Origin of the sequence: Chryseobacterium paridis, from assembly GCF_016595215.1 — a bacterium.
Classification (GTDB): Bacteria; Bacteroidota; Bacteroidia; order Flavobacteriales; family Weeksellaceae; genus Chryseobacterium; species Chryseobacterium paridis.
The window spans coordinates 871317-886416 of sequence record NZ_JAENHK010000010.1; the positions used below are offsets into that span (position 1 = coordinate 871317).

Here is a 15100-nt window from a genome sequence, read left to right on the forward strand (position 1 = left end):
AGAGGGTTTTTATAAATCACTAAAAAGTGATAAAAAAAATAAATAAACCAATACATACACTTTCATTTTCCAAATTATATTGAAATTTATTTATATTTAAACGTCCTTAATCAGGGTAATACTAATCCTAAACGATCCATGAATTATCAAACTTTTCAACCCCATCCGGATTTGTCATCTTTTATAAAGTGTTATTGGATTATGGAAAGTCCGAAAGAAGAAAATCCACAAAAACAAACCATCGTTCCCGATGGCTGTATGGAAATGATCTTTCATCATGGTGATCTGTATAAACAATATATGGAAGACGGAAAAGCCATTGTCCAACCAAGAAGTTGTGTTTTTGGTCAGTTAACCCAACCTCTTAATATAGAACCAACGGGAGTTACCGGTATATTTTCAGTCCGTTTTCATCACGAAGGTTTTCTCCCATTTGCAACAATGCCTATAAAAGAAATGGATAATAAAGCGATTTCTCTTGAAAAGCTCTTTGGAGCCGATGGAACAACATTAGAGAAAAACGTTTTAAAAGCAAAAAATACTGAAGAGAAAATTGCTGTGGTTGAAGCATTCTTATTAAACAGGTTAAACACCGAAGCCTTTGATAAGATCGTACAATCAACTGTAGATACCATATTAACAGCCAATGGACAATTATCTGTTGATGCCCTTTCGAAGAAAATCAATATCAACCGTAGACAATTGGAACGAAAATTTTCTTCTGCCATTGGCCTAAGTCCCAAACAACTTTCTAAAACGATCAGACTTCAATCTACTCTTAAACTCCTCCTGAATAAAGAATTCACTAATCTCACTACCCTTGCTCATGATGCTGATTATTATGATCAAGCCCATTTCATCAAAGACTTTAAAGAATTCACAGGACTGACTCCAAAAGAATTTTATGGCGAAAATCTGAAAATGTCTTCTTTATTTTATGGAAAAGATTAGCACTGTCGCATTTTTACAATTTTAAGCTTATTGCAATACTGAACTTTGCCCTTATAAAAATATTGACAATGAAAACAACGCTCATTTTTAGCATTATTGGACTCCTTATTCTAACCAGCTGGAAATATGAATCAGGCAATGAACTCAAAAAGCTGGAATGGCTGATTGGAACATGGATAAACAAAACTCCGAAGGGAGACATTTATGAAACCTGGACTAAAAAGAGTTCTTCAGAATTTCAGGGAAAAAGCTATTATCTGAAAGAGAAAGATACCGTTATACTGGAAAGTGTTCAATTAGTAGAAAAAGAACAGAAACTCTATTATATTGTAAGTGTATCCGGTCAAAATAAAGAACTGCCAGTCAGTTTTGCTTCAAATAAAAATCCGGATCCTTCCCATTTGATCTTCGAAAACCTTCAACACGATTTCCCACAAATCATCTCCTATAAAAAGATCAGTGCAGATGCTCTCATTGCTGAAATTTCAGCAACGAAAAATGGAAAAATAAAAAAAATGACGTTTCCTATGCAAAGGATGAAGTAGATATATAAAAAGAATATAAGACTTTGAAAAACCTCCTATTAATGGGAGGTTTTTTTAGTAGTGCTAAAAAACAGTAAAAAAAATCCAACGCTTCTCTTATATTTATTTTTTTAACTTAAAATTTTATATTTGTTGTTTATATATCATATAAACATACTAATTACAAGATTTAGCAATATAAATAAAGAAAAAACCTTAATGGAATAAAGATCTTTTGAAAATTATAACTAATAACAATGAGCAAACCAATTATATTTGGAGAAATAGAAGGTATTAAAGAGGGATATCAATTTGAAAAGCGTAACGAAATGCTGCCTACAAGCTTTCATAGAAATCTGCAAGCAGGTATTGACGGAAATGGAAAAGAAGGTTCATCTGCAATTGTCTTATCTGGAGGGTATGAAGATGACATAGATGAGGGGGATGAAATTATCTATACTGGAGCCGGTGGTAATGATCCAAATACAAAAAAACAAATAAAAGATCAGACCTGGGAAACTAGTGGTAACGCGGGATTATTGACAAGTATGGATCAAGGCCTGCCTGTTAGAGTAATTAGAGGATTTAATCATAAATCTCAATTTTCTCCCAGTAAAGGATATGTGTATGCTGGATTATATAGTGTAATAGATGCATGGCAAGAAATAGGAAAAAGTGGCTTTAAAATTTGCAGATTTCGTCTAAAATATTCGGGTAACAATTACAATCATAAAACGCAAGAACAATCTGAAATACAATTTATTAAGTTAAATAAAAAAAGAAAGGAAACTGTTGTATTAAGAATAATCAGAGACACTAAAATTGCTTTAGAAATAAAAAAATTATACAATTTTAAATGTCAAGTTTGCCAGATAAGCATTCCAACAAAGCTGGGTCATTATGCTGAAGGCGCACATATAAAACCATTAGGAATGCCCCATGATGGAGATGATGACAAAAATAATATTCTATGTCTATGCCCTAATCATCATATAATGCTTGATAAAGGCTCATTTTCAATACAAGATGACTTTCAATTAATAGGTGCAGAAAATGGCAAATTGACCATGCATCCTGAACACAAATTGAATATTTCAAATCTACAATATCATAGAAAAACATATGGTCATAATTAGAATAAAGATATAAGACTAAAATAATTATTCTAAAAATCAACAATTTATCATCAAAAATTTGTGTAGTTAAATAACTCCATATATATTTGTAGTCAAATAACTACACGATGAATTTAAGAAGAGATGTTTTCCAAGCTATAGCAGACCCCACCAGAAGATCAATTCTGATGTTAGTTGCTACTCAGGCAATGACTGCGGGAGCCATTGCTTCCAACTTTGATACCGCTAGACCTACTGTTTCCAAACATTTACAGATCCTTACGGAATGTGAACTTTTAACACAGGAACAAAACGGCCGTGAAATGATATACCACCTCAATCCAAATAAAATGAAAGAAATAGCAGATTTTATAGAACCCTTCCGCAAAATGTGGGATGACCGATTTAATAAATTGGAAGATGTCATGAAGAAGTATAAGGAGAGTTGAAAAATAGAGTGGAGAAATAGAGTTGAAAATGGAAAATTGAAAGTTGAAAATGAGAAGTTAGAAGTTAGAAGTTAGAAGTTAGAACGAAAATAATAATTCGAACTCAAAATACAAACCTCGTAACCTGAATCAAACTATAACTCTCCCACTCTTCAACTTTCAATTTTCCACTTTCAATTTTCAACTCAGATGTAGAACTTCGTAACCCGAATCAAAACTCTATAACTCTCCCACCATTCAACTTTCAACTTTCAATTTTCAACTCAAATCTCGAACCTCGTAACTCAAAAAAATCATGGAACTAAAAACAAAAATTCAAGCCGAAGATGGCAAACAGGAAATCTTCATCATCAGGGAATTTGACCTTCCTGTACATCTACTTTTTAAAGCCTACACAGAACCTGAATTAGTAGAACAATGGATGGGAACTAAAGTGGTAAAGATGGAAAATAAGCAACATGGCGGTTACCGCTTTGAAACCTCGAATCCACAGGGAGACGTCGTTTTCAGTGCCAATGGAACCATTCATGAGATCATTCCTGATCAGAAAATAACCCGAACATTTCAGATGGAAAATACCCACTTTCCTGTGCAAATCGAGTTTTTAGAATTTGAAAAATTAACGGATAGTACCAGCAAAATTACCATCCAGACCATTTACAAATCAGTAGACTTCAGAGATCAACACCTGAAATTACCATTTGCGCAGGGAATTAATATGGCACATAATAGACTGCAAGAAATATTTAGGTAGATAGGTAGTAGATTTTAGGTTGCAGGTAGCGGAAGTTGAAGTTGAAGAATGGAAAATTGAAAATGGAAAGTGGAAAGTGGAAAATGAGAAGCTGGAGGTTAACACAAAAATAATAATTTGAACTACAATCCTCGAACCCATAACTCTCATACTTTCATACCCTCATACTCTAAAACTCTCAAACCCGAACCTCGGATCTCATAACTCATAACTCAAAACACCATGAATCCAAAAACAGATTTCTTTTTCAACGATGCCCAACAATGGCAGAAAGAATTTAAAAAACTGAGAACAATTGCTTTAAGCACAGAACTTGTAGAAGATTTGAAATGGGGATGCCCTTGTTATACCTATGAAGGGAAAAATATTTTTTTAATACACGGATTTAAAGAATATTGCGCCCTACTCTTTTTTAAAGGAGCCTTAATGAAGGATCCGGATAACATCCTGATCCAGCAGTCAGAAAATGTACAGGCAGCAAGGCAAATCCGTTTTACAGATCTGAACCAAATTAATGACCTGGAAAAAGTTCTTCAAGCTTATATGTTCGAAGCAGTTGAGATCGAAGAATCAGGCGTAAAAGTTCAATTGAAAAAAACCAGAGAATTTGAAGTAGCTGAAGAGTTTCAGTATCAACTGGACACAAATCCTGTTTTGAAAGAAGCTTTTGAAACATTAACTCCAGGGCGCCAAAGAGCATATCTACTCCACTTTTCTTCACCCAAACAATCTAAAACCCGCGAATCAAGAATTGAAAAATGCATCCCTCAAATTCTCGATGGTAAAGGACTTAACGACTAATACTAAAACCAAAATATCATGGAAACACAAACACAAACAACACAGATTCAAACTCAAACACAATCTCAAAAAAGAAACAAAATCATCTACTGGATTTTCACTTTATGGCTGGCATTAGGAATGGTATCCACTGCTGCTGTCCAACTATTGAAGAATAAAGATGAAGTAGCGAACTTTACCAGCTTAGGATTTCCTGTCTACCTGATGACCATTATTGGAGTCTGGAAAATCTTGGGTGTCATTGCTATACTTATTCCAAAACAACCTTTATTAAAGGAATGGGCATACGCGGGATTTTTCTTTGTAATGTCCGGAGCTATCCTTTCACATCTTGCTTCAGATCATAATTTTAGCAAAATATTTGCTTCATTATTACTTCTTGTTCTTACCATTATTTCTTGGTACTTTAGACCTGATAATCGTAGATTTTCTTTAACAAATAGAAATAGGCTTTAATTGCTTTTTCTTTATGTTTTTTGATTTTTTTTCTCACAGATTAAGCAGATTTTTTAAGAGTAACATAATTATAAGATCTGTGTAATCAGTGAAATCTGTGGGACAAATAAATACAAAAAATTTTAATAATCCATTCAGAATTTTATTAGAGTTCTTTTTTCCCACAGATTAACACAGATAGCACGGATTTTTTTAAGATATTTTGATAAAAAATGATCTGCGTAATCAGCAAAATCTGCTAGCTTTAAAGAAAACTTTCCATTTTCAATTTTCAACTTTCCATTTTACCAAATTAAGCAATACATGATCACAAAAGAAACAGAACATAAAAACTATATTTTTCAATCAGATCGCCTGGGTTTCAGGGATTGGCTACCTTCAGATATTGAAATCATGTCAGAGATTAATGCAGATCCTAAAGTCATGGAATTCTTTCCCGCCATCCAATCAAAACAAGAAACCTTAGAGTTTATTGAAAGAATGCAAAATCAATTAAAGGCAAAGGGATTCTGTTATTTTGCAGTTGACAAACTTGACACCAAAGAATTTATAGGTTTTATCGGTCTTTCCGAACAAAACTTCGAATCAGATTTCACTCCCTGTATTGATATCGGTTGGAGAATACGAGTGGAAGATTGGAACAACGGATACGCTACTGAAGGGGCAAAAAGATGCCTGGAGTACGCCTTTCATGATCTGAAAATAAAAAAAATCAATTCCATCGCCCCTTTAATTAATGTGAGATCTGAAGCAGTGATGAAAAAAATAGGAATGCATAAAATTAAAAATTTCCTTCACCCTCGACTTCATGATACCCCAAGGCTGCAGGAATGTGTACTGTATGAAATACATCAAAATCAAAATCAAAATTAAAACCCAACTCTACAAATAATAATATGAGCAAGAAAAAATTAACAGCAGAACAAAGTCAGGAGCTTTTACAAATTTTGAAAACCCGTTTTGAGAAAAATATGAACCGTCATAAAGATCTCGACTGGAATGAAATCCAAACAAAATTAGAAGCCAATCCTGAAAAGCTCTGGTCATTGAACGAAATGGAAGAGACCGAAGGTGAACCTGATGTTGTAGGATACGATAAAAAGTCTAACGAATATATCTTTTTCGACTGCTCCCCCGAAAGTCCAAAACGAAGAAGTTTGTGTTATGACTATCAGGCCTGGGAATCCAGAAAAGCCAATAAACCAGAAAATAACGCGATTGATAAAGCCTCTGAAATCGGAATCGAATTGCTTACAGAAGAGGAATACCGTCAACTTCAGGAATTAGGAAAGTTTGATTTAAAAACTTCAAGCTGGGTAAAAACACCTTCTGATATCCGAGAAAGAGGTGGTGCTATTTTCTGTGATCGCAGGTATAATAGAGTCTTCATGTACCATAACGGTGCTGATTCTTATTATGCAGCGAGGGGGTTTAGAGGGAGTTTGAGAGTTTGAGAGGTGCGGGGTACGAGATGCGGGTTTGGTTGGGGGGTTGGGATGCGAGTTATGAGTTGAAAATTGAAAATGGAAAGTTGAAAGTTGAAAGTTGAAAGTTAGAACAAAAGTAACGACTTGGATTATAACTATGAACACAACCTATCAAAATCTTATAATCTTATAATTTTATAAATATAGAACTCGACTCAAATCACAAATCACGAAACTCGTATCCCGAATCTATACACCGAAACTAGAATATTGAACCCAAAACCCCGAATTTCGAATCCCGGATTCCAAACCTTATAACTCTCCCACTCTCAAACCCGAAATCCAGACCCCGAACCTCGCATCTCGAATCTCGGATCCAGAACCCTATAAAACTCCCACTCTCAAACCCTCAGACTCTCCATTTTCAACTTTCAACTCCCTAAGCCACGGTGATTCCACACTCCAGAAAATAATATTTACTCCCAGATAGTTCTCTGCATATTCTACAAATTCTTCTTTTGTAAAAGGTTTCTTTGTTTTAGGATTTTTATAGGTAAGTGTTGGTTCCTGAACAGCCATCGCCACTAATGAAAGGTTTCCTTTGTATTGATGAAAAAAAGGATACGAGTTTTTCATTTGTGCATTTTTGTTGGGGACAATATCCGGCCCACCCAATCCTATATTATTTTCTTTGGCCAATTTAAATAGCCGTGACATATACTGATGATCGTTTTCCCATTCACAAGGAAAAAAATTGACATATTGTAAAACATAAGATTTTTTGAAAGCATTTCTCGCAAATTTTAAATTATCAAGTTCTGCCTGAAAATAACGATCACAACTGAAACCTGTTTTGTCTTTTTTCATTTCAATATCTATGGAAGTTTCCGGAAGGTTGATGCCCTGAATCTTTCCATCAAACTTTTTCGCTAACTCTCCTATCAGTTTTTGAAATCTTTTTTGAACTTCAGGATTCCATTGTTGAGTTACCCAACCATTTCCAATCGGTTTATTTTCACCTGGATTATCATATTGTGCTACCAGCCCTCCGTTGTACTCTTTATCTTTTAGAATATAATCCGGAACATATCGGGCCTCCGGTTCAAAAAATCTGTCTTGAAGCTGAATAAATAATTTTCTATCCAATTGAGTTAAATATGCCAGATCATTTTCAATTCTGGAAAAGTCGTACACATCTTTCTCAGTTTCCAAAGATTTCCAATTATAAACAATTTGAACACCACCGATATCTTTCCGGGTGATCATTTTTTCTATATCATGAAGATCTCCTGATGAAGTGTAAATATAATTTTGTGGCTTTTGGGATTTAAATAAATTAATTCCTAAGAAAATTAAAACAAGACAAAGAATTTTAAAACTTTTTTTCATACCAGATTTTTATTATCCTTTTATAAGCACTTTTTATGCCTAAATATATTTTCGCTGTACGATAAAATATTCGGAAAAGTTTTTTTTAAGCGATTCTCAGCAATTAGAAAATATTCGATATACACAAGGATTTTCTAAACTTTTTTAATGAAATTTTATTTACAATAAATGTATCTTTGATTTAAATACTATTGCTATTTTAGCAAAATTGAAATTTGATTTAATATAATACTAAGGATATGAAAAAATTAATCATGTTGGGTTCATTATCATTTTTTTTAATGAATTGTAACAAAAAAGCTGAAACTGTAGCTCCCAAAGTAGAAACAGATTCTATAACAGCCACAGAACCAGTTGTTGATACATTAGGGCCAAAAACATTTTGTTATTTAGGTGTGATTGGAAAAGACAGCGTATTTGCATCGATTGATGATAATTTGGGAACTATTTCTGGAAAATTATCGTACAAAAACAACGAAAAAGATAGCTCAACAGGTGATATAACTGGTTTTAAATCAGGAGATACCTTAAAATTGACTTATGAATTTCAGTCTGAAGGATCAAAAAGCAAACGTGATATTTTCTTTATTCAAAAAGATAATACGCTGACCGAAGGAATTGGAGATCATAAAGAAGAAGGTGCACAAAGTAAATATGCTGATGAAAAAAAGATTACCTACAAAGATGGTCCAAAAATGCAAACAGCAGATTGTGCAGTGGTTTCAAAAGGATTAAAATAAATCATTTACGGAATTATTCATATAATAGTGGAGATCCTTGCATGATATTTGCTATACAAGAACTTCATTATAATGACTAATAACTTAATCACATTCTATGCAAACTTTATATTTCAGACCTTTTTCACAAACCGAATTTATTGAAGATTTAAGGAAAATATTTCCTCAATATAAAATTCAGACAAGTTTTGGGACATTACAAGTTCGCACAAGTGGTTTTACGATCACCGGAAATGTTAAAATAAATACCAATCCTGGAACAGGTGTAGTCACTACACAAACCAATAGTGATATTCCTATGTTTTATTTTATTTTTTCTTTCCCTATAGCTATTTATATCAGGATGAAAAAAGATAAGATCAAACGTCTTGAAGATGAAGTGGTTGCAGGCATAAACAGAATACTTATGAAAGATCCTCACGCTTAATCTACAATAATTAAAAAATAAAAACAGCCTTTATTGGGCTGTTTTTTATTTACATTTATTAGTTGTTTTTTATAATCTCAATAAAATCCTCTACTCCTTGATCTGGTGTATTCCATGAGGTTATCAATCTTATGGCTGAAGATTCTTCATCTATTTTCTTCCATACATAAAATTCAAATTTCTCTGATAAGACCTCAATCAAATCATTATTCAAAATAGGAAATATCTGGTTGGTGTAGGTGTCAGAGAGAAAAGAAGCCCCTTTCTCCTGTAAAGCATTTTTTATTTTCATGGCTTGCTGATTCGCATGTCTTGCAAGGTCAAAATAGAGATTGTTTTTCATCAGTTCTAAAAACTGAATTCCAAGAAGTCTTCCTTTTGCCAGCATCGCCCCTTTTTGTTTGATGTGAAAACCAAAATCTTCCTGAAGAACAGGGTTATTGATCACAATCGCCTCTCCTATTAACGCTCCATTCTTAGTTCCTCCAAGATAAAAAACATCAGTTAATTGAGCCACTTTTTCTAAAGTTAAATCACTTATTTCTGCTGTTAAGCCATGTCCCAATCTTGCTCCATCCATGAAAAGATATAGGTTATTCTCCTTACAAAAACTCGAAAGATCTTCTAATTCTTTAGTATTATAGACGGTTCCTAATTCCGTAGAATTTGAGATGTAAACCAGTTTAGGCATCACCTGATGTGGAACATTTCTATGTCCCTCCAACACTTGGATAATATCCGACGGTCTTAATTTACCATCCTCAGTTTCAACACTTAATACTTTATGCCCGGTTGCCTCAATCGCTCCGGTTTCATTATTAAGCACATGCCCGGTAGATGCAGAAATAGCAGCCTGATAAGGTTTTAAAATAGAAGAAATAACAATAAGATTAGCCTGCGTTCCTCCCGAAACAAAATAGATTTCTGAATCTTTACGATTCATTTTTTCTTTAATAAGTTGCTTGGCTTGTAAACAAAATCGATCTTCTCCGTAGCCTGCTTCCTGATCGAGATTAGATTGTAAAAGTGCTTGTAATATATTGGGATGACATCCCTCTGAATAGTCGTTTTTGAATGAAAATTTCATAGAACAAAATTAAAAAAACTTAGAACAACAAGGGTAAAATTTCAATAATATTTTGTTAGATTTGTAGTTAAAATCATCTAACATTTTGAAAACAACATTAACAGAAGAAAATTATCTGAAAGCTTTGTTTCATTTGGTTGATAATGAAGGAAAAGTAACGATTAACGAGTTGAGCAAATTTTTAAATGTAAAAATGCCAAGCGTTAATAACATGATGAAAAAATTTGCAGAAAAGAGCTGGGTAATTTATGAAACGTATAAACCTCTCAGAGTAACTGAAAAAGGAAGACGTGAAGCCGCTTTGGTCGTACGCAAACACAGGCTTACAGAAATGTTTCTGGTGAAAAAAATGAACTTTGGTTGGGAAAATGTACATGAAATTGCGGAACAATTGGAACACGTACACTCACAGGTCTTTTTTGATAAGATGGATGAAATTTTAGATTATCCAAAATTCGATCCGCATGGAGAGCCTATTCCGGATAAAGATGGTAATATCATCGCACAAGATTTACAGAAATTAAGCAATTGTGAGGTTGGAGAAACCGTAATTTTTACTTCCGTAACCTTATCTGACGATGCTTTTTTAAGCTATCTCACAGAAAGAAAACTCCTGCTGAATACTAAAATCAAAATCATTAAAATCGAAAGCTTCGATAAATCTTTCACTATAGAAATAGAAGGGAAAAAAGAAATTCTCAGCAAGAAAGCAACCGAGAAAATCTTAGTAAAAAAGTAAATAGTACTGAAAAATATATTAGATAAAAAGGTGACTGAGGCTCTCGAAGTCACCTTTTCTATGTCTATATTAAAAAGGAACTACAAGTTTTAATGATATATTTCGTCCCATATTGTATATATTCCCTAAATATTTTAATCGGCTTAGGTGCGACTGATAACCGCGATCGAATAGATTATTTACCTGAAATTGCAATACTGCAGAATGATTTTCAGAATAGTTGATCGCAAAAGAGGTTCCTACATTAAATAAGGTATAATCCAAAGTTGCAGTTTCTGTATCATTCAACCCCAGATATCTGTTTTGTGCTGCAGAAAATTCTACTTCTGCAGTGGGAGTAATGGATGAAATGGATTTTGAACCTGTCAATATTTTCTGGGAGATATTACTGGATAATTTTAAAGGAGAAATCAATGGTAAGTATTCGCCATTATTTCCTTTATCCTTAAACATTTTATCACGATTGAATCCATAAATAAGTGATAAGCTGGTTTCTAAATTAAATCCTTTCCATTTTTCAGGATGTAATGATAACCAGGCCTCCATACCATAAAGCTGAGCTGAAGCCTGTTGGTACTGATAAGTTTTATTTCCCTGAGCATCTACAAGAGCATTGCCTTGCCCATCTACCAGTAACGAGAGGTAAATGTAATTTTGAATATTGTTATTAAAAAGGCTTACATCCGCTGAGAAATCTTTGAAACGTGTGCTTATTCCAAGATCCTCCTGTAATGAAAACTCAGGATTGAAATCTCTGTTTCCTTTATAAATGACATGTGCTCCAGGATCTAGTCCGTTGGAACCAATCTCTGTAATGTTAGGTGCTCTGTAACTCCTTCCTATATTAGCTTTAAGACTGATCTGGTTTGTCAGTTGAAAAGTAGATCCTATACTCGCAGACAACCCTCCGAATGTTTTTTTGTATGAAGGAAATCTTAAGTCTGCACCTGAAGATGCCTGTGTTATATGTTCTTCAAACTGGGTTACAGGATTGGTTTGTACGTAAAAGTTATCCCAATGGATGTTTCGGATATCATAGCGAACTCCACCGTTGATATTCAGTCTGTTATATTTCCATTTACCATACACATATGCCCCTCCTTCGCTCAGATCATAATCCGGGATAGGAAAATCTGTCGCTGATTTATTTTTATTGTTTTGTACCATTCCATTAATACCTGTAGAAATTTCAACAGATGAAAATTTGGGAAAGTTATAACGTACTCCATAATTTAAAGTATTAAGCCGGACATCCATCCCCGCCTGAGAAGGTACCGTTGGGTGATTATACTCTCTACGGATATTTTGCTGTAAAGCCAACTGAATATCGAGATCCCCCTTCCCTAATTGTTGGCTGTGCTGTGCATACAATCGATAATGCTGAATTCTCTGATGTAAAGGAGAAAGTCCATATGAGTTCAGATCTTTTTCTGAAACGGTAGGTCTTTTTTCAATGTCATCATCATCACCTTCTCCTACCTGATAAGTAAATTTTCCCGTCTTCGGATCACGGCTGCCATCAGGAATTCCCTGTAGGTTATCATATAAGGTAAAGTTGATCTTTGAAAAACTTGTATTGGTTTTACGTCCCAAGAGAAAAGAAAGATTCTTTTCTTCAAAATTGGTATTATATACTCTACCATCCATAGGGTTTTTATAATTTTTGGCCATCCTGTAAGATCCGTTAAATGCAGCTATGAAAGAGTCCTTTTTATAACCCAATTGCATTCCATTTCCGATAAGGCTATTGTTTCCCTGAAATTCACTAGTTATTTTCCCGTGAACAATTCCATCATCCTGAGTAGGAAGATAAGGAAAGAGGCTAACTACTCCTGCCAATGCATCAGAGCCATACATCAAACTAGCGGGTCCTTTTATCACTTCTGCACGTTCTACAATATATGGAGCCACTTCTATACCGTGTTCGTCCCCCCATTGTTGCCCTTCCTGGCGTACACCATCGTAGAGTGTTAATACCCGGTTATATCCCAATCCTCGTATAAAAGGTTTTGAAACATTAGGTCCCGTTTCTACTACATTCAGTCCGGGAGCCGATTTTACCAAGGCACTGATAATATTGGTAGCTACTGTTTTTTCGATCTGTTTAGCCGAAATACTAATGATGGCAACAGGATTTTCTTTAATTAAGGTTTCTTTGGATACTCCTGTTATGACCACTTCATCTATCTTATTACTGTTACGAAGCAACAGGATATCTGGAATTATCGTATGTACTTTCTCTACAGAAATCTCTTGCTCAATATCTTCATATCCTTTGGCTTTAATTAAAAGTTTATAGTTTCCGGGAACAAGATTTTTAACTGTATAATTCCCATTTTTATCGGTTGTAGTTTTCGTGGGTGTGTCTTTAAGCATTATTTCGGTATTTGGAGATCCTCCGTTTTCAAAAAGGACTCTTCCTGTCGCTTCTGCATCTTGAGCTTTTATGATAGAAAAAGTGAAGATCCCTAAAGCTAAAAGCATTAATCTAGATTTCTTATACATCATACTACGTTGGAATTAATTTAAAGTTTAGCCTGATGCCCAGGCTAAACTTTGATAGAAATTTATGTGAATAAAAAAAACAAAAGTATAAAAAAAAACAAACTAATGCAACTTTGTTGCATTAGTTTGTTTTTTTAATTTATTCGTATAAAATTTATCTTAGAAAAAAATACCTCTCCATTTTTAAAACATCCTCATTCTCAATTACTCTCTTACCTCTTTCGGGCTGCCTTTACTCAATAAGAAAACAGTTGAAATAATGAATAAACTTCCAATCCAATCCATTGTTGAAAATGAAACATGTAACCATACAACCGCCAGAACCGCAGCAGACAGAGGTTCAACAGAGGCCAATAAACTTGTTTTTTGCCCTCCTATCATTTGTACTGCAGTAAGATACGCCTGAAATGGAATCAAAGTTCCAAATATGATAATGAATACAGTATATCCATATGTCTTCAGATCCCAGATTCCTTCAATGTCCCAAGGAGCCTTAACAAAACTAAAGACAATTCCTCCAACGAGCATTCCCCAACCCATAATTACCGAAGGTTTATATTTTGATAATAATCGAATGGGTTGCAAGGTATATGTAGCCAGTGCAATAGCAGAGGCAATGCCAAAAAATAGTGCTGTTCCCGAGATAGAGAGACGATTGGCATTTCCGTGGGTAACCAATAAGAAAGTACCCAGTACTGCTAGCGTAATTGCAGCTAACTCCAATAAAGTAGGCGCTTTTCTATTTTTACAGGCCAGGTAAATAGCTATAATTACCGGACCAGCATACTGAAGAACAGTAGCAGTAGCCGCATTGGAATGTTTGATCGCTGCAAAATAGGTATATTGTACAGCCAGAATACCTGTAATACTAAAAACAATCAACTGCAAAGCATCTCCTTTATCCCTCCATACTTCAAAAAGATGGGATCTTTCTCCAAACTGAGCATACAAAAGCAGACCTATTCCAGATATTAGAAGCCTCATAGTAAGCAACCATTCTATACTTATTTCACGTTCATGAAATAGAAATTGCCCAAAAGTACCTGAAACTCCCCATAGCATTGCAGCTATCATTGCTAAAAAAAAGCCTTTTAATCTATCCATGTCCTTAAATAAATTGTTTTCATTATCTTACGATGCAAAAATGCATCAAAAAACAATTGTTTTTGTATGAAATTTGATAGCTTATTTGCAATTTTGTTTCATCACTTAATATTTACAATTTGAAAAATTTAGATCGTTTCGACATATCAATTCTGGAGATTTTACAAAAAGATAATCTGACACCACAACGGGATATTGGTGATCACATCGGTCTATCGGCCGCTGCTGTTCAGAGACGCATTAAAAGAATGCGGGAATCCGGTATTATTAAGGCAGATGTTTCTGTAATTAACATTGAAGAGCTCAAAAATTCAGTCACCCTAATTGTAGAAGTATTTATAGAAAGTGACAAAATTATTCTGATCGATAAGATGAAAACAATCTTTAAGAATACGCCTGAAGTTCAACAGTGTTATTATGTAACGGGTGAGGCTGATTTTGTCTTAATTATTGTCGTCCCATCAATGAAAGATTATGAATTACTTACCCGAAAATTATTCTACAGCAATGATAATGTTAAACATTTCAAAACGTTAGTATCAATGGATAATATAAAATCAAATTTGGAAATCCCGGCAAGTATTTTAAATCAAATTGAATAGAACTTTTCAATAGTTAGTAATTGATTTTGC

The 15100-nt window shown here is 34.1% G+C and carries 17 protein-coding genes; 13 read left to right on the forward strand and 4 right to left on the reverse strand.

All coding sequences use genetic code 11. The features are described 5' to 3' along the window. The first annotated feature begins 138 nt into the window (after positions 1–138). The 9 genes from JHL15_RS13395 (at position 139) to JHL15_RS13435 (ending at position 6504) form a co-directional block, all read left to right on the forward strand. Complete coding sequence (locus JHL15_RS13395) at positions 139–951, forward strand: DUF6597 domain-containing transcriptional factor (RefSeq protein ID WP_200246478.1); 813 nt, start codon at positions 139–141, stop codon at positions 949–951. 68 nt (positions 952–1019) lie between these two features. Then, positions 1020–1496 (forward strand): DUF6265 family protein, encoded by a 477-nt coding sequence (locus JHL15_RS13400; RefSeq protein WP_200246479.1) that lies wholly within the window; start codon positions 1020–1022, stop codon positions 1494–1496. Between the two features lie 236 nt (positions 1497–1732). After that, complete coding sequence (locus JHL15_RS13405) at positions 1733–2611, forward strand: YDG/SRA domain-containing protein (RefSeq protein WP_200246481.1); 879 nt, start codon at positions 1733–1735, stop codon at positions 2609–2611. 107 nt (positions 2612–2718) lie between these two features. Next, on the forward strand, positions 2719–3039 hold the full coding sequence (locus tag JHL15_RS13410; protein WP_200246483.1) for an ArsR/SmtB family transcription factor: 321 nt from the start codon (positions 2719–2721) through the stop codon (positions 3037–3039). Between the two features lie 295 nt (positions 3040–3334). Further along, on the forward strand, positions 3335–3793 hold the full coding sequence (locus tag JHL15_RS13415) for an SRPBCC family protein (protein WP_200246485.1): 459 nt from the start codon (positions 3335–3337) through the stop codon (positions 3791–3793). Positions 3794–4015: 222 nt separating this feature from the next. Continuing rightward, the gene (locus JHL15_RS13420) at positions 4016–4594 is read left to right on the forward strand and encodes a YdeI/OmpD-associated family protein (protein WP_200246487.1); all 579 of its coding nucleotides are present in this window, start codon (positions 4016–4018) and stop codon (positions 4592–4594) included. 18 nt (positions 4595–4612) lie between these two features. Next, positions 4613–5050: a DoxX family protein gene (locus JHL15_RS13425; protein ID WP_200246489.1), complete on the forward strand. Its 438-nt coding sequence runs from the start codon at positions 4613–4615 to the stop codon at positions 5048–5050. Between the two features lie 303 nt (positions 5051–5353). Continuing rightward, complete coding sequence (locus JHL15_RS13430; RefSeq protein WP_200246491.1) at positions 5354–5923, forward strand: GNAT family N-acetyltransferase; 570 nt, start codon at positions 5354–5356, stop codon at positions 5921–5923. A gap of 23 nt (positions 5924–5946) precedes the next feature. Then, entirely contained in the window at positions 5947–6504 is a 558-nt protein-coding gene (locus JHL15_RS13435; protein WP_200246493.1) for a DUF4256 domain-containing protein, read from the forward strand. A gap of 357 nt (positions 6505–6861) precedes the next feature. On the opposite strand, the gene JHL15_RS13440 is transcribed toward JHL15_RS13435, so the two are convergent. Beyond that, the gene (locus tag JHL15_RS13440) at positions 6862–7866 is read right to left on the reverse strand and encodes a hypothetical protein (RefSeq protein ID WP_200246495.1); all 1005 of its coding nucleotides are present in this window, start codon (positions 7864–7866) and stop codon (positions 6862–6864) included. A 239-nt stretch (positions 7867–8105) separates the two neighbouring features. Between JHL15_RS13440 and JHL15_RS13445 the strand changes: the two genes are divergently transcribed. Beyond that, the gene (locus JHL15_RS13445) at positions 8106–8606 is read left to right on the forward strand and encodes a hypothetical protein (protein ID WP_200246497.1); all 501 of its coding nucleotides are present in this window, start codon (positions 8106–8108) and stop codon (positions 8604–8606) included. Between the two features lie 97 nt (positions 8607–8703). Next, a complete protein-coding gene (locus JHL15_RS13450; RefSeq protein ID WP_200246499.1) occupies positions 8704–9033 on the forward strand; it encodes a hypothetical protein in 330 nt (109 codons plus the stop codon). Between the two features lie 58 nt (positions 9034–9091). Here JHL15_RS13450 and JHL15_RS13455 read toward each other — a convergent pair whose 3' ends face one another. Continuing rightward, entirely contained in the window at positions 9092–10120 is a 1029-nt protein-coding gene (locus JHL15_RS13455) for a threonine aldolase family protein (protein ID WP_200246501.1), read from the reverse strand. A gap of 85 nt (positions 10121–10205) precedes the next feature. On the opposite strand from JHL15_RS13455, the gene JHL15_RS13460 reads away from it, so the two are divergent. Further along, complete coding sequence (locus JHL15_RS13460; protein ID WP_200246503.1) at positions 10206–10859, forward strand: metal-dependent transcriptional regulator; 654 nt, start codon at positions 10206–10208, stop codon at positions 10857–10859. Positions 10860–10928: 69 nt separating this feature from the next. Here the strand turns inward: JHL15_RS13460 and JHL15_RS13465 are convergent, their stop codons facing one another. Continuing rightward, positions 10929–13343 (reverse strand): TonB-dependent receptor, encoded by a 2415-nt coding sequence (locus JHL15_RS13465; protein ID WP_200246505.1) that lies wholly within the window; start codon positions 13341–13343, stop codon positions 10929–10931. 225 nt (positions 13344–13568) lie between these two features. Then, a complete protein-coding gene (locus JHL15_RS13470) occupies positions 13569–14468 on the reverse strand; it encodes a DMT family transporter (RefSeq protein WP_200246507.1) in 900 nt (299 codons plus the stop codon). Positions 14469–14587: 119 nt separating this feature from the next. Here JHL15_RS13470 and JHL15_RS13475 point away from each other — a divergent pair, with 119 nt between their 5' ends. Beyond that, positions 14588–15070 (forward strand): Lrp/AsnC family transcriptional regulator, encoded by a 483-nt coding sequence (locus tag JHL15_RS13475; protein WP_200246509.1) that lies wholly within the window; start codon positions 14588–14590, stop codon positions 15068–15070. The last annotated feature ends 30 nt before the right edge of the window (positions 15071–15100 follow it).